Consider the following 16,657-nt stretch of genomic DNA (forward strand, 5'->3'; position numbering starts at 1 on the left):
AACCATGCATTCACCTTCCCCGGCGGCGTGTGTCGCCGCATCCCCTGCCAGCGCCACGCGCCTGCCCCTGAGCGGGCTGCTGGCCCTGGCCCTGACCGGCTTCATCGCCATCCTCAGCGAAACCCTGCCGGCCGGCCTGCTCGACCAGATCGCCGATGGTATGCAGATCAGCCAGGCCATGGCCGGGCAATGGGTCACGGCCTATGCCCTGGGGTCGCTGCTCACCGCCATTCCATTGGTGACCCTGACCCAGGGCTGGTGGCGTCGCCGCGCACTGCTGCTGGCGATCGCCGGGTTCGTGCTGTTCAACGGGCTGACTGCCGTGTCGCCGGACAATACCCTCACCCTGTGTCTGCGCTTTCTTACCGGCGCCGCCGCCGGCCTGGCCTGGGGCCTGATCGCCGGCCATGCGCGGCGCATGGTGGCGCCGGCCCAGCAGGGCAGGGCCATGGCGGTGGCGATGCTGGGCCAGCCCATTGCGCTGTCGCTAGGTCTGCCAATCGGCACCTGGCTCGGCGCCTGGCTGGGCTGGCGCGCGGCCTTCGTGGTGGTCACGGTCGCGGCGTTGCTGCTGACCGTCTGGGTGGTGCGGGCGGTGCCGGACTTCCCCGGCCAAGCCGCCGGCAAGCGCCCCGCAGCGCTTACGGTGTTGCGCACCCCGGGCGTGGCGCGGGTGTTGCTGGTGATCCTGGCGTGGATTCTCGGGCACAACATCCTCTACACCTACATCGTGCCGCTGCTGGCGGCGGCGGGCATGACGGCCGAGGTGGGCCAGGTGCTGATGACCTTCGGCTTGGCCTCGCTGGGCGGCATCGTGCTGGTGGGCCTGGGTGTCGACCGCCATCTGCGTGGGCTGGTGTTGCTGTGCCTGGCCGGGTTCGCCCTGGCGACGCTGGCCTTGGGGCAGGCCCAGGGCGCCGCCTGGCTGGTGCATGTCAGCGTGGCGCTGTGGGGGATGACCTACGGCGGTGCGCCGACCCTGTTGCAGACCGCCTGCGCCGATGCGGCGGGCGAGGGCGGCGATGTGGCGCAGTCGATGCTGGTGACGGTGTGGAACAGCGCGATCGCCTTGGGCGGGATCATTGGCGGGTTGTTGCTGGTCGGCGCCGGGGTCGAGTCGTTTGGCGCCGTGGTGCTGGGGCTGCTGGCGCTGGCGTGGCTGCTGGTGGTCAGCGGACGGCGGGCCGGGTTCGTCGCGGGCGCACGCTAGCCTGATCGGACGCAATCGCGGGGCCTGGAAACACCCCTTTATGCCAAGAGGAACGGTACAATCCGCCCATGTGAGAACGTAGCGATCCGAGGTCCCCGCAGTGCCGTTGCAACAAGGCTTCGTCTTGACCCGCCACTGGCATGACACGCCCGAAGGCACCTGCGTGGAGTTCTGGCTGGCCACCGACCAGGGCCCACGGCGCCTGCGCCTGGCCGCCCAGCCCTCGGTGGCCTTCATTCCCGCCGCCCAGGCTGCCCACGCCCGGGCGCTGCTGGCCGGTGAACAGGGCGCCGAACTCAAGCCCCTGCAGCTGCGCGACTTCGACCTGCGTCCGGTGATGGGCCTGTACTGCCGCCAGCACCGCCAGCTGATCGCCCTGGAGAAGCGCCTGCGCGCTGCCGGTGTCGAGGTGTTCGAAGCCGACATCCGCCCGCCGGAACGCTACCTGATGGAGCGCTTCATCACCGCCCCGGTGCGTTTCGATGGTCGCCCCGACAGCCAGGGCGTACTGCACGATGCCCAGCTCAAGCCCGACCCGGACTACCGCCCGCCGCTGCGCCTGGTGTCACTGGATATCGAGACCAGCGAACGCGGCGAGCTGTACAGCATCGCCCTGGAAGGCTGCGGCCAGCGCCAGGTCTATATGCTCGGCCCGGCCAACGGCGAGGCGGGCGAGCTGGACTTCGACCTGCACTATTGCGCCGACCGCGCCGAACTGATCGTCTGCCTCAACCAGTGGCTGGCCCGCCACGACCCCGACGCGATTATCGGTTGGAACCTGGTGCAGTTCGACCTGCGCCTGCTGCACGAGCATGCCCAGCGCCTGAACGTGCCGCTGTGCCTGGGCCGCGACGGCGCGCCGATGCACCTGCGCGAGCACGGCGCCCGCAGCCACTTCTTCGCCGAGGCGCCGGGCCGGCTGCTGATCGACGGCATCGAGGCCTTGCGCTCGGCGACCTGGAACTTCCCCTCCTTCAGCCTGGAGAGCGTCGCGCAGCAGTTGCTGGGCGAGGGCAAGGCCATCGACACGCCGTACCAGCGCATGGACGAGATCAACCGCCGCTTCGCCGAGGACAAGCCGGCCCTGGCCCGCTACAACCTCAGGGACTGTGAGCTGGTGACGCGGATCTTCGCCCATACCCACTTGCTGGAGTTCCTCCTCGAACGCGCCTCGGTCACCGGACTGGCCGTGGACCGCAGCGGCGGATCGGTGGCCGCGTTCTGCCACCTGTACATCCCGCACATGCACCGCCTGGGCTATGTCGCGCCGAACCTCGTCGGTGGCGAGGGCGAGGCCAGCCCGGGCGGTTTCGTCATGGAGTCGCGGCCCGGGCTGTACGATTCGGTGCTGGTGCTCGACTACAAGAGCCTGTACCCCTCGATCATCCGCACCTTCCTCATCGACCCGGTGGGGCTGGTCGAGGGCTTGCGCCAGCCGGACGACGCGCACTCGGTGGAGGGCTTTCGCGGTGGCCGTTTCTCGCGCCGCCAGCATTGCCTGCCGGCCATCGTCGAGCGTGTCTGGCAGGGGCGCGAGGCGGCCAAGCGCGCGGGCAACGCCCCGCTTTCGCAGGCACTGAAGATCATCATGAACGCCTTCTACGGCGTGCTCGGCTCCAGTGGCTGCCGCTTCTTCGACCCACGCCTGGCCTCGTCGATCACGATGCGCGGGCACCAGATCATGCGTCAGACCCGGGCGCTGATCGAGGCGCGGGGCTATGACGTGATCTACGGCGACACCGACTCCACCTTTGTCTGGCTCAAGGGGGCCCACGACGAAGCGGCTGCCGCAAGTATCGGCCAGGCGCTGGTGGCGCAGGTCAACCAGTGGTGGCGCGAGAACCTGCGTCATTCCATGGGCCTTGAGAGCGCGCTGGAGCTGCAGTTCGAAACCCACTACCGACGCTTCCTGATGCCGACCATCCGAGGCACCGACGAAGGCAGCAAAAAGCGCTACGCCGGCATGGTACGGCGCAGCGACGGCCAGGACGAAATGGTCTTCAAGGGGCTGGAGTCGGTGCGCACCGACTGGTCGCCGCTGGCCAGGCAGTTCCAGCAGGAACTCTATGGCCGGGTGTTCCGTGGCCAGCCTTACCGCGACTACCTGCAGGCATACGTGCGCCGTACCCTGGCGGGCGAGCAGGATGAATTGCTGGTCTACCGCAAGCGCCTGCGTCGCCCGTTGGCTGACTACCAGCGCAATGTGCCGCCGCATGTGCGCGCGGCGCGCCTGGCCGACGAGCATAATCGACGGGTGGGGCGCCCCACTCAGTACCAGAACGGCGGCTGGATCAGCTACATCATCACCACCTCGGGGCCAGAGCCCCTGGAGATTCTGCAATCGTCGGTCGATTACGAGCACTATGTCGCCCGACAGCTGCAACCCGTGGCGGATGCCATCCTGCCATTCGTGCTGGGGCACACGATCGACCTGGGGCACCTGGATCAACTCGCCTTCGACTTCTGAACAGGTCGGGGCGGGTGCTATCTATCGAGGATGCACCGAAGTTCATGCGCTCGTGTCTCTAATTTCAGCAGAGACGAGTCATGGACAACAACGAGCCGCAAGTGCTTCGCGCGCCAACAGTAACCGGGCACGAAACGTTCCAGGGCGCCCGCTCGCGCTTGGCGCTGGAAGCCGGCGAGATGGCAACGCCACGGCACGGCCCTGAGTGTGTGCAGTATCCTTGGACTATGCTCTGGTCAGGTGTGGGACATGCCCGGTTACTTTTGCCGCGAGCAGGCGCCTGGCCAGTTGGTTTAGGCTCCACGCCGGATCTTTCTCCCTGATCCGCAGTCTTTAGGTTTATAGAGAAAACAAGGAGATGCGCATGCTCGTTCGGTCACTGACCCTCGCTACCCTGTTCGCCTTGGCTAGCCCGCTGTTTGCCGCAGACAGCGATGCACCGTTGGCCAAGGAACTGGGCAAGGCACGGCCACTGGTGGTCATTGCCCCGAGTTCGGCCGACCCGACCCTGCGCGGCCTGGAAGAGGCGTTGAAAGACTCCGCCACCCAGGCCGGATTCAAGGAGCGCAGCCTGGTGCTGTACAGCGTCGCCAACATGATGGGCAAGCGCGAGGACAAGAACCTCGAGCAGCAGACCACCATGGCCCTGATCCGTGAGCTCAAGCTGGGCGCGAGCAAGGGCACCAAGGTGATCCTGGTGGGCAAGGACGGCGAGCGCCACATGCTCAAGGACGACGACAGCGGCGAGAAGCTCGACCCGCAGGTGATCTTCAAGGCGGTCGACGAGCTGCCGGCCAGCGAGAAGGCGGTCACCGCTCCCGAACCCGTCGCAGCCGCACCTGCCGAGCCCAAGGCCAAGGACAGCAAGACCAAGGATGCCAAGGCCAAGCCCGCCAAACCTGCAGCGCCGCCCAAGCCGCTGGAGGACTGACCGCTCTGTCACGGCCCTCTGCGCAACCAGAGGGCCGTTCATGTATCACTGTGTATCTGCGCTTCGCCGCGACCCATTGGCATACAAAATATCGCCTGCCTCGATACATCAGCGACACACCGCTGCGGCTCAATGGCTCCACTTTCCAACCACAGTGGAGCGACACCATGAAAACGACCCGTCAAACCCTCGGCCTGCTCGGCGCCACTTTGCTAGGCGGTATGGTTCTGGGCAACAGTGCCTTCGCCGTAGAACCCCTGGCCCAAGGCTACCAGCTGGCCTCGGCCAAGACCCCGGGCGAAGGCAAGTGCGGTGCCGGTGGCAAGGCCACGCAGAGCGAGGGCAAGTGCGGCGAAGGCAAGTGTGGCGCCAGCGCCAAGGCCGGAGCCGAGGGCAAGTGCGGTGAGGGCAAGTGTGGCGACGCCTCGTTCGCCCGCACTGACAGCAACCGCGACGGCAAGGTCTCCCGCGAGGAGTTCCTGGCCGTGGCCAAGGACAGGGCGGCAGACTTCGACAAGATCGACCGCAATCACGACGGCTTCATCTCCGAGCAGGAGGCCCACGATCACCTGGCGGCGATCTACAAGGCCAACGGCAAGGCCATGCCCGACGGGCTGTTCAGCCATCTGACCGGCCAGTCCTGAAGCGCCTCGCGGGGCCAGCCCGCTTCCACGATGTCATGTGTGGGAGCGGGCTGGCCCCGCGCTGCCGTTCAACGCCCCAGAGCGCCTGCAATCATGCCCCAACCCAAATTGCACACCGGCCTCGGCCTGCGCCGTGGCCTGCTGCCCGACTTGCTGACGATGGAGGCGGGCGCGGTGGACTTCCTAGAGTGCGCCCCGGAAAACTGGATCGGCGTCGGCGGCGCCTTCGGCCAGGGCCTGGCGCGCCTGGCCGAGCGTTTTCCCATCGCCTGCCACGGCCTGTCGCTGTCACTGGGCGGCACCGCGCCGCTGGATCGCGGCTTTCTCGAGCGCACCCGACAGTTCCTCGACCACCACCAGGTACGGATGTACAGCGAGCACCTGAGCTACTGCAGCGACGATGGCCACCTCTACGACCTGATGCCGATCCCGTTCACCGAAGAGGCCGTCCACCATGTGTCCGCACGCATCCGCCAGGCCCAGGACATGCTTGGTCGGCGCATCGCGGTGGAGAACATCAGCTACTACGCCGCGCCGTACCAGGCGATGCCCGAGCTGGACTTCGTCCGCGCCGTGCTCGACGAGGCCGACTGCGACCTGCTGCTGGACGTGAACAACGTTTTCGTCAATGCCTGCAACCATCGCTACGATGCCCGTGCCTTCCTCGCTGGCATACCCCGTGAACGGGTGGTGGGCATGCATGTGGCCGGTCATTACGACGAGGCCCCGGACCTGAAGGTCGACACCCACGGCGCGCCGGTCAAGGAGGACGTCTGGGCGCTGTTCGCCGACGCCTGTCGGCGCTTTGGGGCGCAGCCAACCGTGCTCGAGCGCGACTTCAACTACCCGCCGCTGGCCGAACTGCTGGCCGAGACGGCGCGTATCCGCAGCCTGCAATATGCCCACGGAGTGCCCGGCCATGGCTGAGATCCTGCGCACCCAGCAATTCACCTTGGCGCGCCACCTGCGCGACCCGGCCGCCAATCCGCCGCCGCCCGGCATCGAGGCACGGCGCCTGAAGGTCTATCGCGAGCTGTTCCATGGCGCCATCGAAGGACTGCTGGCCGGCAGCTTCCCAGTGCTGCGCCGTACCTTGGGCGATCAGCGCTGGCATGCGCGGGTGCGCGATTTCTACGCCCATTACCGCAGTCAGACACCGCTGTTCACCGAGGTTGCCGCGGCGTTCATCGACTACCTGCAGGGCATCGAGCCCGATACCCCTTGGCAGCTGGAACTGGCGCACTATGAATGGATCGAGGCGCAGCTGTACCTGAGCGACGCCGAGGACCCGCCGCACGACCCGGACGGCGACCTGCTCGACGGCGAGCCACTGTTGTCGTGCGTGGCGCGGGTGCTGGCCTACCGTTGGCCGGTGGAACGCATCGGCCCGGAGTACCAGCCAGGCGAGGCGCCAGCGCAACCCACCCTGTTGCTGGTGTACCGCGACGCCGACCTGCAGGTGCGTTTCGCCCGCCTGGCGCCGCTGGCCTGGCAATTGTTGGTGGGCCTGCCGGGCAGCGGGCGCGAGCGCCTGCGCGCGTTGGGCGAGCAGCACCAGCAGGCGGGCCTGGAGCTGCTGCGCCAGTTGCGCGGGCAGGGCATCATCGTCGGCACCCGCCGAGGCAACAGGGGGGCTGTCAGGCCACTGGAATCAGTGGATCGGCCGCCGCCAGCGCCGTCGCCCGATCCGCGGCCGGCGGATAGATCCACACCGAGTTGATCTGCTGCTTGAGCTGCTTGGCCTCGGCCGTGTCCGTCGGTGGCGAGACGGTGCGCTCCCAACCCTCGGTGTACACCGCGCCCCAGGCACCGAGGTCGAGGCAGGTAACATACTTGGGCTGGCTGTAGATCATCGGCGCCACGCCGATCAGCTCGGCGGCGGCGTTGTTGCCGGCGTAGCGGCCCAGGGGGATGGCGTGCTGGCAGGACATCACGGCAAAGTTGCCAACCTCGTCGCAGGCCTGCTCGGCCAGCCGCTCGACCGTCAGGCGCGGGTCGCCCAGGTGCTCGTTGAGCCACAGGTGCAGGGCCTCGAAGGCGGCGCTGTCCTCGCCCTGGGCCTTGAGCAGTTCGCTGAACTGCGCCTGGCCGCCGGGGCGCTTGAGGAACACCACCAGCTCGCGGGCCACCTGCATGGCCACCTCGCGGCCACAGTCGGCCTCGACCAGGGCCAGCGCCAGGTCGATGCCGGCACTGACCCCGGCCGAGGTCCACACTTGGTCCTGTTGCACGAAGATCGACTCGGCGTCCACTTCGATGGCCGGGAAGCGCCGGTGCAGCGCATCGCACATCGCCCAGTGGGTGGCGGCCCGGCGTCCGTCGAGCAGCCCGGCGGCGGCCAGCAGGAAGGTGCCGCTGCACACCGAGGCGGTGCGTCGGGCGCGTTGGGCGGCCTGGGCCAGCCAGGCAACCAGCTCGGCATGATCGGGGAGGGTGCGGACGATCTCCGGCGCGCCGGGCACCACCAGGGTGTCGAAGGGTTCGCGCAACCAGGGCGCCAGTGGCTCGGTACCTACCGCCAGGCCCTCGGCGGTCGGCACCAGGCCGCCCTCGAGGCTGGCGGTGACCAGGCGGTAACCTGGCAGGCCGCGGGCGGCGCGGGCCTTGGTCGCGGCCCAGAAGACCGTCTGCGCGCCGGTGAGGTCGAGCAGGCCCATCTGCGGGTAGGCGAGGAACAGCAAGGTGCGCGACTGATCCAGGGCGTGCACGGGTGGGGTGGGGATCGGCGGGATGTCGGTCATGGCACGCTGCTTGTGATGAAGGCGTAGGCCCTAGTCGAGCAGGTGGCACGGTGCTGATCAAGCACCGTGCGACGAACGCTGGAGTCCGCCTCAGAAGCGGTAGTCGACCGTGGCGAAATACGAGCGCGGCGTGCCCAGCAGCCATTGCTCGCCGCTGTAGCTGGACTGGGCGTACTGGCGGTCGAACAGGTTGTTCAACTGCAGGCCCAGGCGCACGTCGGGCAGCACCTGCCAGCCCAGGTTGGCATCGACCACGGTATAGCCCGGCACGCGCTGGTCGTTGGCCGCGCTGGCGCAGCGCTCATCCACGTAGCGCAGGCCGATGCCGGCATCCACGGTCTGGCCGAAACCTTTGCTCAGCCACAGGTTGGCGGTGCGTCGCGGCACGTCCTGCGGACGGTTGCCGGCGCGGTCGTGGACCGTGCCGTTGTCGCCTTCCTCGAGAAAATCATCGTACTTGGCCCGCACCAAAGCGGCATTGGCCGAGAGCTGCCACTGGTTGCCCAGCGCCAGTTCCAGGCTGGCCTCCAGGCCGTCGGAGGTCTGCTGGCCGGCCTGCTGGCTGTCGTGGGTGAGCGGGTTGTACACCGGCAGCTTCTTCTTGACGATGTGATAGGCCGCCAGCGTCCACTCGCCACGGGTATCCCAGAAACGTTGCTTGAGGCCTACCTCGGCCTGCTTCGCTTCGGTCAGTTCCAGGCGCTTGTCCGGGCGCTGGGTGAGCAGGTCGCCGACGCCGTCCTCGCTGGTCGAAAACTGCCCATACAGCGACAGGTCGTCGGTGACAGCGAACACCAGGCCGGCGCGCCAGTTGCCGCCCTGCAGGCTGCGGTCGCTGCGGCTGTTGTTGGCCAGGTCGTCGCGGTCGATGTGATTCTGGTCGCGGCGAATGCCGGTGACCAGTGCGAGGCGGTCGGTCAGCTGGGTGCGGTTTTCGGCGAACAGGGCGAAGGTGTCGACCTTGGACAGCGTTTGTGCGCGGGTTGGGCTGAGGCTATGGAAGCCGCCCGGAGCCGGATGCCACGGGTCGAGCGGGTCGCTGCCGCCATCACGGTAGGGCGAGTTGCTGTCGACGTTGAAGCGGATGCGGTTGTACTCGGCGCCGACCACGGTCTTGCTGTCCAGGCCGAACAGGCCATGGTCGAAGGTGAAGCTCTGGCGATCGCCGAGCTGCTCCTGGTTATGGCGAATCTCGAGGAAGCTGCCGCGCTGGATCACGCCGTTGGCGGCGTCCCAGGTGTAGGACTCGGCATTGCGCCACTGGCGGCGGCTCTTGATGTAGTACAGCTGGTTGCTGGCACTGACGCGGTCGCTGAGGGTCCAGTCGGTGGTCAGGCGCGTCCACTCGTCGTGGTAGCGCTGCTCGTCGTTGCTGACGTTGTAGTTCTTGCGCCGCACGCTGCTGCGCAGGTGCCCATCGATCAGCGGGGTGCCGTAGTAGTTGGCCGGTTGCGCATCGCCGCGTTCGTGGGCGAGGGTAAAACTCAGGTCGTCGCTGGCATCGAAGCGCAGGGCGGCGCTCAGGGCCAGGCTGCGCGAGTCGGTGCGGTCGACCCAGCCGTTGCCGGCCTGCTGGTTGAGGGTCACGCGGTAGCTCAGGCGCTCGCTCAGGCTGCCGCCGCTGTCCAGGCCCAGCTGCTGGCGGTCCCAGGAGCCGTAGCCCAGACGCAGGTGGTTGCGGATCTCGCCAGCGAACGGCTGCTTCGGCACCACGTTGACCACCGCGCCGGTAGCGCCTTCGCCGTACAGCACCGAGGCGGGGCCGCGGATCACGTCGATGCGCTCGAACATCCACGGATCGACCGGGAAGGTCAGGGTGCCGGCACCGGCGTACAGGCGCGAGCCGTCGAACAGGGTCATCACCGAACTCTGCCCGGTGAAGCCGCGGGCCGACAGGCCGGTGCCGCCGTCGCCCGGCGTGCCGATGAAGGTAAGGCCCGGCGAGCGGGTCACGGCGTCCTGCACGGTGAGGTTGTTGCGCTGCTGGATCTGCGCCTCGGTCAGGCTGCTGGTGCTGGCCGGGGTGTCCAGGGCGCTGAGGTTCAGGCGCGAACCGGTCGGGGACGGGGTGGCCAGGTCGATGGCCTGTGGCTCGCGGGTGTCGGTGATTGCCGTGGAGGGCAGGGTGAAGGGCGTTACTTCATGATCGTCGGCCAGCGCCGGCAGGGACACGGCCAGGCAGGCCGCCAGGGTGTGAAGCTTGTTGATTCGGGACATGTCGTTCCACTGCTGCAGGAAGAGATGGATCCCGGTGGAAAACACGCAACGGTCAAGCGCACGCAGGCGCGCACGCGGATACCGGCCTGCGCCCGCCCACCGCGGGTTGCCAAGTAGCGCCTCAGGCCGGTCTCCGGGCTTGCGAGGGGCATGAAGCCTTCACCTTCCCATGCGTGCGCACAGTGGTCTGTCGAAGGATTCACTCGCTTACCGTTGCGGGGGCAGCGCCGGACTTGTCGTGACAACGACGCACCGGCTTCCCGTTTCACCCTGCGCACGGCGGCGCAGGACACCTGAAACTGGCGCGCATCTGACCATTGAACGGGCAGTGAGTCAATCGTTTGAGTGGGTGGGGAAACTGTGACGGACAGGGCGGTTTAGAGCGGTTTGCCAAATTTTTTCGAACTTTTGCCAAGCCCGTTGTCTCGAACCGGTCGTTCGCCATTCATTCACGTCATGGAGACTTTTGCGAATGTTTACCCGTAACCTGCTGCGCCACGCCTGCCTGCTTGCCCTGCTCGGTGCCCCTCTGGCTGCCACGGCGGCACCGAGTACCGACCCGCTGTTCACCCTCGGCTTGCTGGGGTCCTACGACAAGTTCAAGTTCGAGGGAGGAAGCGAATCGGACAAGGAACACATGGGCCAGGGCGGTGTGTTCGCCACGTTCGGCAACAAGATGACCGCCGAATCCGGGTTCATCTACCAGATCGGTGCCGAGGCCAAGTATGGCAAGAAGAACGACAACAAGCTCAAGGAAGCCCAGGCCGACCTCGACCTGGGCTGGCGCGCCGCACTGGATGCGCGCAACTTCGTCGACCTGACGGTGGGCGGCGGGTACAGCTGGACCCGCTTCGAGCCCGAGATCAACGATCTTGATACACGGCTGACCTACAAGTCGCCGTTCGCCAAGGCAGCGCTGGGCTACAACCACCAGTTCGACGCGTCGACCCTGCGCGTGGAGGTGGGCGCGCGCCACACCATTGATGGCCGCGCGCGGCTCAAAGTCGATGATTTCGGCAGCGACAGCGTCGACATGAAGGACCGCACCAACCCGTATGCGGAGGTCACGCTGCTGATGAACCAGCAGGGCGGCATGCCGGTGCAGGTGGGGGCGTACTACACCCGTACAGAATACAAGCTGGACGAGGATACGCCGGTGGCCGACAACACCAAGCTCAAGCGCGACGAGTTTGGGGTGAAGGTGGGGTTGGCGTTCTGATCGGTTGAGCCTGCGCTGATTCCGTCGCGGGGCAGGCCCGCGATGGATTCAGCTGCCTCTTATCGCCCGCGTCGGCGCGACACCCGCGCCTCGATGTTCTTGCGCCCGATCAGCAGCGCCGGTTTTTCCACGACCGGCTCATCGGCCAGCCACTTGTACATCACCAGGCAGTCCACCAGGCCCAATTCGGCATGGCGGTATGCCTTGGGCAGTCGCCCGACGGTCTCGAAACCGAGCTTGTGCCAAAGCGCCACGGCCACCTCGTTGCTCGCTACCACCGAGTTGAATTGCAGGGCCAGGAAGCCCTCCTGGCGCGCCAGCTTCTGCGAGTGCTCGCACATCAGCCTGGCCACGCCCCGGCCGCGTGCCTGTTCGCAGACCATGTAGCCGCAGTTGCCGACATGTCCCCCGGGGCCGGCGGCATTGGCCTTGAGGAAGTAGGAGCCAAGCAGCACGCCGTCTTCATCGGCCACCAGTGTGCGCAACGGGGTTTCCAGCCACAGCCGGCGCGCCTGGTCGAAATCCAGGGCGGGGTCGAAGGCGTAGGTCTGGCGGGCCTGGACGATGGCCTGGAAGGTCGGCCAGAAGCGCTCGAAGTCTTCCGGGGTCATGGGGCGGATCTGGATCATGGTGGTTCCTGCACGGGCTGAGGCGCCAAGTCTGGGTGTCGCGGCGCCCGCGCGCAAGGGCGCCCACGCCGCAACCTGCTCAGGCGTCGGCCTTGCCCACGGCGTCTAGCGCCCTGGCCGAGTAGACCAGCGCGGCGCCGGCATTCATCGCCACCGCCACGCCCAGGGCCTCGGCAATCTCTTCGCGGGTGGCGCCGTGCTTGACCGCCTGCTGCGAATGCACGGCGATGCAGCCGTCGCAGCGCGTGGTGACCGCCACGGCCAGGGAGATCAGCTCGCGGGTCTTGGCGTCCAGGTGGTTGGTCTTGGCCCCGGCGCCGCTGGCGGTCATGTAGCCGGCCACGGTATCGGGAGAGAGTTGCTTGAGATCGCCGATGCCGGCCATCAACTGCTTACGGTAGGCTTCCCAGTCCATCATGCTCATCGTCTTCACCTTGTCAGGTTGGCAACAGGAGCTATCAGGCTAGTCGATGTTTGGCGGGGGGATGAGGTGTAGGTGATCTTGGTAGAAGCGGCCTTGCGGCCCTTTCGCGACACAAGGCCGCTCCCACAGGGGCGTGGGGCGGCCGATAGACAGTGGCAGGTCAGATATAGATGAACACCAGCACCAGCGCCGCGACCACCGCCCACTTCTCCAGGTAATAGCGGGTGCGGTTGCGTTTCTTCATCGCCTTGCCGCGCTCGCGGATCTTGTAGATGCGGGTGAACAGGCGGTTGATGCCGCCGGTCTTGTCGCTGGCATCGTTGGGCGCGGCGGCGGCGGCCATGACGTTGCGGCTGAACCAGCGGTTGAACGCTGCGGCCCAGCGGTACTTGAGGGGGCGCTCGACGTCGCAGAACAGGATGATGCGGTTGTGCTCGGTGGTGTTGGCCGCGTAGTGGATGTAGGTCTCGTCGAACACCACGCCCTCGCCGTCACGCCAGGAGTACTTCTCGCCGTCCACGTCGATGTAGCAGCCATCGTCGTTGGGCGTGTCCAGGCCCAGGTGGTAGCGGTAGGAGCCGGCGTACGGGTCGCGGTGGCGCACCAGCTTGGCGCCCGGCGGCAGGGTGGCGAACATCGCCGCCTTGACCGTGCCGATGCCGGCGAGCAGCTCGGTGGTGCGTGGGCACAGGGTCATCGCCGAGGGGTGGCTCTCGCCGTACCACTTCAGGTAGAAGCGCTTCCAGCCGGTCTTGAAGAACGAGTTGAAACCGACGTCGTCATAATTGTCGGACTTTTTGATCTCGCCGGCCTGCAGCAGCTGCTGGCCTTCCTTGCGGATTTCCTGCCAGTGGTCCTGCAGCACCTGCAACTCGGGGAAGGCGCTGACCGGCAGGTACGGCTTGGCCGGATGCTTGGAGAACAGGTAGAGGAAGGCGTTGACCGGGGCCAGGAAGCTGGAGTGGTCGCCCAGCTGGCGTGTCAGCTTGTGACGAACCCGACCGCGCAGGTGAACATAGGCGATCGAGAGGACGAAGATCAGTACGAGTGCAATTTTCATGGACGATTACTTGTCGAAAAATGGCCATGCGCCATGGCGTAAGCCCGCCAGCATAAACAATCGTGGCGTGGGTTTGTACTTATTGTTACGTCTTGTCTGGCCGACTTAGGTGCAATGGCTGACAGGTTGCGCAAACGATTCAACAGTTTATGTAGCTGTTTTGCGTGGGCAGAACGCTACACTCGATGACGCGAACCGTTACCAGGGAGACTCCAATGGTCCAGGATCAGCGCCCCAGCGGCGCGCCGTTCAAACGGTTGTTCTTCGCCTTGCCGGTCAGCGACGAACAATGCCGCGCCCTGGCGCAGTGGCGTCGAAGCCTGAACCTGCGCAGCGGCAAACCGGTGCCAGCGGAGAATTTCCACGTCACCTTGCTGTTTCTCGGTGACGTGGACGCCGAGCAGGTGCCGGCGATCTGCTCGGCGGTCGATCAGCTCAGGCGGCCGGTCGCACCGCCACGCTTGCTGCTCGACCTTCTGCAGGTCTGGCCACGGGCCAGCGCGCTGGTGCTGGAGGCGCAGCAGGCACCCGCAGCGCTGCTGCAACTGGTGTATGGCCTGCAACAGGCGCTGTTGCCCCTGGGCGTGGAGGCGGCAAACCGTGAGTACCGCCCGCACCTGACCCTGGCCAGGGACTTTCGCGGCCAGCCGCCGGAGGCCGGCACGGCGCCGGAATTCTTCCTTGCCGCGCGGCACTTCACGCTCTACGAATCGCGCAAGGGCCGTTACTGGCCCTTGGCGCAATGGCCGTTGAGCGCGTGAGCGGCGATCACAACTCAGGCGTGTACTTGACCGAGAACATCACGGTGCGCGGCTCGCCGTGGTTGTTGCTGCCGTTGAGCTGGTTGAAGCCTGCCCGGTGGCATATCAGGCCGCAGCTTCCTGGCCTTCGAACAGGGTCGATCCCAGTTGGCGGGCTTGCGGCAGAAGGCTAGCGGGGGCTGCGCCTTCACTGTCGGTGAACAGGGTCGAACTAATGACCCGGGCACCGCAGTAGTCGAAAATGCCGTGCTCGATCTGCACGCGCATGGCCTCGCCATAGCCATGGCGCTCGAAGGTGCCGGCATCGGCGCCGGCCACGCCGACCAGGTGCGCGGTCATACCGTGCAGCAGCTTGGTAGTGGTGCCGTCGGCGGCCTGGTCGAAGGCCCAGCCGTTGCTGAACACCCGCTCGACCCAGCCCTTGAGCAGGGCCGGCAGCGACCACCAGTAGATGGGGAAGACCATGACCACGGTGTCGGCACGTTCAATGCGGGCTTGTTCTGCCAGCACATCGGCGGGAGGCTTGCCCAGGCGCCGATGCACGGCGTGGTCGGCCAGGCCGAAGCGTGGGTCGAAACCTTCACGGGCCAGGTCGGCGAACTCGCTGGTATGGCCGGCGGCGTGCAGGCCCTCGGCCACTTGCTGGGCGAGGGCGTGGGTGAGGGAGTCGGGATCGTGGTGACCGATGACAATCAAGGCATGCATGGTGGAATCTCCAGAATCAGGATGCAGGGACACCGGGAGCGTTATATACTCGAGGTAAGTTACGTTTAGTAAGTTACTTTTGGTAGGTAATCGATGTCAAGCGAGGAAAAGTCCGCGCCGCGCAAACGCCTGTCCCGCGAGGAGCGTCGGCGTCAATTGCTGGACGTGGCCTGGCGGTTGGTACGCGAGGAGGGCACCGATGCCCTGAGCCTGGGGCGCCTGGCCGAGCAGGCCGGGGTGACCAAGCCGGTGGTGTACGACCATTTCGAGACCCGCAACGGCTTGTTGCTGGCGCTGTACCAGGAATACGACGCCCGCCAGACGGCCATGCTCGACAAGGCCCTGGCCGGCTGCCCGGCCGGCCTGCCGGAGCGGGCCTGGGTGATTGCCGAGGCCTATGTGGACTGCGTTGCCACCCAGGGCCGGGAGATCCCCGGGGTCAGCGCCGCGCTGGCCGGCTCGCCAGAGCTGGAGGCGCTAAAGCGCGGCTATGATGGGCCGTTCATGGACAAGTGCCGCGAGGCGCTAATGCCATTCGCGCCGGGTGGCGATATCGGCGTGGCCGGGTTGTGGGTGCTGGTGGGAGCGGCGGACGCGTTGTCCCTGGCGGCGGCGGCCGAAGAACTGACGGCTGAAGCGGCCAAGCGCGAACTGCAGGCGACTATCGTGGCGATGGTTCTGCGGCAGTAATTTGGGGGAGCTCCAGTTCAAGATTGCCGGGCTCCAGTCAGGCCGGCAGGCTCTGGTATGGCTGTTCCTCGCCCGGACTGCGGGCGAACTGGCGCTTGTACTCGCGGCTGAACTGCGAGGTGCTTTGGTAGCCGACCCGGTGCGCCACCTGGGCCACGCCCAGCCCTTCGCCGATCAGCATCTGCTGCGCCTTGAGCAGGCGCAGGCGCTTGAGGTACTGCATCGGTGCCAGGTCAGTGCAGCGCTTGAAGTGTTCGTGGAAGGTCGACACGCTCATGTTCGCCCGGCTGGCCAGCTCATCCACCCCTAGCGGCTCGGCGTAGTGCTCGCGCAGGTAGGCCAGGGCCGAGCCGATCCGGGCGAAATGCCCCTGCTGCTCGACCAGTGCCCGCAGCACGCTGGCCTGTGGCCCGCGCAAGGCGGTATAGAGCACTTCGCGTACCCGCGCCGGCCCCAGCACCTTGGCATCCAGCGGGTCCTGCAGGCACTGCAGCAGGCGCTCGACGCTGTCGCGCATGGCTGTGTCCAGCGCTGCCGAAGTCATCGATTGTGGCGTCTGTGCCTGCACCGCGGCATCCGGCCCCAGGTCCATGCTTTGCACCAGCTCGCCGAGCAGGGCACGGTCGATGTCCACCGCCACGCCGAGCAGCGGTGCCTGTGGCGTGGCGAAGGTCTCGCACATGAACGGCACCGACAGCGCCTGTACCAGGTAATGCCCGGCACCATACTCCAGGGTGCGTGGGCCCAGGCGCGCCAGTTTGCTGCCCTGGGCGAGGATGATCAGGCTGGGTTCGTAGATCTGCGGGCTGCTGGCCACATAGTGGTCCCAGGTGAGGATCTGGACCTGGGGCAGGGCGGTGGGCACGAACCCCGGGCCTGTGGCGAGGGCGCGGATCAGCGAGCAGAGCGTGGCATTGGCATCCACATGGCGAGTCAGGTGCATGGTGAACCCGGGCAGA

At 66.8% G+C, this 16,657-nt stretch carries 16 protein-coding genes and 1 riboswitch; of the genes, 9 read left to right on the plus strand and 7 right to left on the minus strand.

Annotated features, from left to right (window positions below):
• Positions 1-4: 4 nt before the first annotated feature.
• From K5H97_RS10895 to K5H97_RS10920, 6 genes are all read left to right on the plus strand, one after another.
• A complete protein-coding gene (locus K5H97_RS10895) occupies positions 5-1,210 on the plus strand; it encodes an MFS transporter (protein WP_028691810.1) in 1,206 nt (401 codons plus the stop codon).
• 100 nt (positions 1,211-1,310) lie between these two features.
• On the plus strand, positions 1,311-3,677 hold the full coding sequence (locus K5H97_RS10900) for a DNA polymerase II (protein WP_028691809.1): 2,367 nt from the start codon (positions 1,311-1,313) through the stop codon (positions 3,675-3,677).
• A gap of 364 nt (positions 3,678-4,041) precedes the next feature.
• On the plus strand, positions 4,042-4,608 hold the full coding sequence (locus tag K5H97_RS10905) for a DUF4174 domain-containing protein (RefSeq protein WP_028691808.1): 567 nt from the start codon (positions 4,042-4,044) through the stop codon (positions 4,606-4,608).
• Between the two features lie 167 nt (positions 4,609-4,775).
• A complete protein-coding gene (locus K5H97_RS10910; RefSeq protein ID WP_028691807.1) occupies positions 4,776-5,252 on the plus strand; it encodes an HvfA family oxazolone/thioamide-modified RiPP metallophore in 477 nt (158 codons plus the stop codon).
• Between the two features lie 93 nt (positions 5,253-5,345).
• On the plus strand, positions 5,346-6,179 hold the full coding sequence (locus K5H97_RS10915; RefSeq protein WP_028691806.1) for an HvfB family MNIO-type RiPP peptide maturase: 834 nt from the start codon (positions 5,346-5,348) through the stop codon (positions 6,177-6,179).
• On the plus strand, positions 6,172-6,972 hold the full coding sequence (locus K5H97_RS10920) for an HvfC family RiPP maturation protein (RefSeq protein WP_081791607.1): 801 nt from the start codon (positions 6,172-6,174) through the stop codon (positions 6,970-6,972). Before K5H97_RS10915 ends, K5H97_RS10920 begins: the two co-directional genes overlap by 8 nt.
• On the opposite strand, the gene K5H97_RS10925 is transcribed toward K5H97_RS10920, so the two are convergent.
• Positions 6,890-7,993 (minus strand): GlxA family transcriptional regulator, encoded by a 1,104-nt coding sequence (locus K5H97_RS10925; RefSeq protein WP_081791606.1) that lies wholly within the window; start codon positions 7,991-7,993, stop codon positions 6,890-6,892. The genes K5H97_RS10920 and K5H97_RS10925 overlap by 83 nt on opposite strands.
• Before the next feature lie 90 nt (positions 7,994-8,083).
• Complete coding sequence (locus K5H97_RS10930) at positions 8,084-10,210, minus strand: TonB-dependent receptor (RefSeq protein ID WP_028691805.1); 2,127 nt, start codon at positions 10,208-10,210, stop codon at positions 8,084-8,086.
• 107 nt (positions 10,211-10,317) lie between these two features.
• Positions 10,318-10,522: riboswitch (cobalamin riboswitch) on the minus strand.
• A 160-nt stretch (positions 10,523-10,682) separates the two neighbouring features.
• Here K5H97_RS10930 and K5H97_RS10935 point away from each other — a divergent pair.
• The gene (locus tag K5H97_RS10935) at positions 10,683-11,429 is read left to right on the plus strand and encodes an outer membrane beta-barrel protein (protein WP_028691804.1); all 747 of its coding nucleotides are present in this window, start codon (positions 10,683-10,685) and stop codon (positions 11,427-11,429) included.
• Positions 11,430-11,488: 59 nt separating this feature from the next.
• Here K5H97_RS10935 and K5H97_RS10940 read toward each other — a convergent pair whose 3' ends face one another.
• The 3 genes from K5H97_RS10940 to lpxO all read right to left on the minus strand — a co-directional run bounded on the left by K5H97_RS10940 (position 11,489) and on the right by lpxO (position 13,542).
• The gene (locus K5H97_RS10940) at positions 11,489-12,058 is read right to left on the minus strand and encodes a GNAT family N-acetyltransferase (RefSeq protein ID WP_028691803.1); all 570 of its coding nucleotides are present in this window, start codon (positions 12,056-12,058) and stop codon (positions 11,489-11,491) included.
• 79 nt (positions 12,059-12,137) lie between these two features.
• Positions 12,138-12,482 carry a carboxymuconolactone decarboxylase family protein gene (locus tag K5H97_RS10945; RefSeq protein ID WP_028691802.1) on the minus strand — a complete coding sequence of 115 codons (345 nt, stop codon included), beginning with the start codon at positions 12,480-12,482 and terminating at the stop codon, positions 12,138-12,140.
• 160 nt (positions 12,483-12,642) lie between these two features.
• Complete coding sequence (gene lpxO / locus K5H97_RS10950) at positions 12,643-13,542, minus strand: lipid A hydroxylase LpxO (RefSeq protein WP_028691801.1); 900 nt, start codon at positions 13,540-13,542, stop codon at positions 12,643-12,645.
• A 215-nt stretch (positions 13,543-13,757) separates the two neighbouring features.
• Here lpxO and thpR point away from each other — a divergent pair, with 215 nt between their 5' ends.
• Positions 13,758-14,303: an RNA 2',3'-cyclic phosphodiesterase gene (gene thpR / locus K5H97_RS10955; protein ID WP_028691800.1), complete on the plus strand. Its 546-nt coding sequence runs from the start codon at positions 13,758-13,760 to the stop codon at positions 14,301-14,303.
• Positions 14,304-14,408: 105 nt separating this feature from the next.
• Here the strand turns inward: thpR and K5H97_RS10960 are convergent, their stop codons facing one another.
• The gene (locus tag K5H97_RS10960; RefSeq protein WP_028691799.1) at positions 14,409-15,008 is read right to left on the minus strand and encodes an NAD(P)H-dependent oxidoreductase; all 600 of its coding nucleotides are present in this window, start codon (positions 15,006-15,008) and stop codon (positions 14,409-14,411) included.
• A gap of 93 nt (positions 15,009-15,101) precedes the next feature.
• On the opposite strand from K5H97_RS10960, the gene K5H97_RS10965 reads away from it, so the two are divergent.
• A complete protein-coding gene (locus K5H97_RS10965; protein ID WP_028691798.1) occupies positions 15,102-15,698 on the plus strand; it encodes a TetR/AcrR family transcriptional regulator in 597 nt (198 codons plus the stop codon).
• 37 nt (positions 15,699-15,735) lie between these two features.
• Here K5H97_RS10965 and K5H97_RS10970 read toward each other — a convergent pair whose 3' ends face one another.
• Complete coding sequence (locus K5H97_RS10970; RefSeq protein WP_028691797.1) at positions 15,736-16,641, minus strand: AraC family transcriptional regulator; 906 nt, start codon at positions 16,639-16,641, stop codon at positions 15,736-15,738.
• Between the last annotated feature and the right edge of the window lie 16 nt (positions 16,642-16,657).

Origin of the sequence: Pseudomonas mosselii (genome assembly GCF_019823065.1) — a bacterium.
GTDB lineage: Bacteria > Pseudomonadota > Gammaproteobacteria > Pseudomonadales > Pseudomonadaceae > Aquipseudomonas > Aquipseudomonas mosselii.

Excerpts from the sequence above, each read along its gene's own strand:
- K5H97_RS10945 (WP_028691802.1), bottom strand. The coding sequence starts at position 12,482 with ATGAGCATGATGGACTGGGAAGCCTACCGTAAGCAGTTGATGGCCGGC.
- K5H97_RS10930 (WP_028691805.1), bottom strand. The coding sequence starts at position 10,210 with ATGTCCCGAATCAACAAGCTTCACACCCTGGCGGCCTGCCTGGCCGTG.
- K5H97_RS10960 (WP_028691799.1), bottom strand. The coding sequence starts at position 15,008 with ATGCATGCCTTGATTGTCATCGGTCACCACGATCCCGACTCCCTCACC.
- K5H97_RS10935 (WP_028691804.1), top strand. The coding sequence starts at position 10,683 with ATGTTTACCCGTAACCTGCTGCGCCACGCCTGCCTGCTTGCCCTGCTC.
- K5H97_RS10940 (WP_028691803.1), bottom strand. The coding sequence starts at position 12,058 with ATGATCCAGATCCGCCCCATGACCCCGGAAGACTTCGAGCGCTTCTGG.
- K5H97_RS10895 (WP_028691810.1), top strand. The coding sequence starts at position 5 with ATGCATTCACCTTCCCCGGCGGCGTGTGTCGCCGCATCCCCTGCCAGC.
- K5H97_RS10970 (WP_028691797.1), bottom strand. The coding sequence starts at position 16,641 with ATGCACCTGACTCGCCATGTGGATGCCAATGCCACGCTCTGCTCGCTG.
- K5H97_RS10905 (WP_028691808.1), top strand. The coding sequence starts at position 4,042 with ATGCTCGTTCGGTCACTGACCCTCGCTACCCTGTTCGCCTTGGCTAGC.
- K5H97_RS10920 (WP_081791607.1), top strand. The coding sequence starts at position 6,172 with ATGGCTGAGATCCTGCGCACCCAGCAATTCACCTTGGCGCGCCACCTG.
- K5H97_RS10925 (WP_081791606.1), bottom strand. The coding sequence starts at position 7,993 with ATGACCGACATCCCGCCGATCCCCACCCCACCCGTGCACGCCCTGGAT.
- thpR (WP_028691800.1), top strand. The coding sequence starts at position 13,758 with ATGGTCCAGGATCAGCGCCCCAGCGGCGCGCCGTTCAAACGGTTGTTC.
- K5H97_RS10965 (WP_028691798.1), top strand. The coding sequence starts at position 15,102 with ATGTCAAGCGAGGAAAAGTCCGCGCCGCGCAAACGCCTGTCCCGCGAG.
- K5H97_RS10915 (WP_028691806.1), top strand. The coding sequence starts at position 5,346 with ATGCCCCAACCCAAATTGCACACCGGCCTCGGCCTGCGCCGTGGCCTG.
- lpxO (WP_028691801.1), bottom strand. The coding sequence starts at position 13,542 with ATGAAAATTGCACTCGTACTGATCTTCGTCCTCTCGATCGCCTATGTT.
- K5H97_RS10910 (WP_028691807.1), top strand. The coding sequence starts at position 4,776 with ATGAAAACGACCCGTCAAACCCTCGGCCTGCTCGGCGCCACTTTGCTA.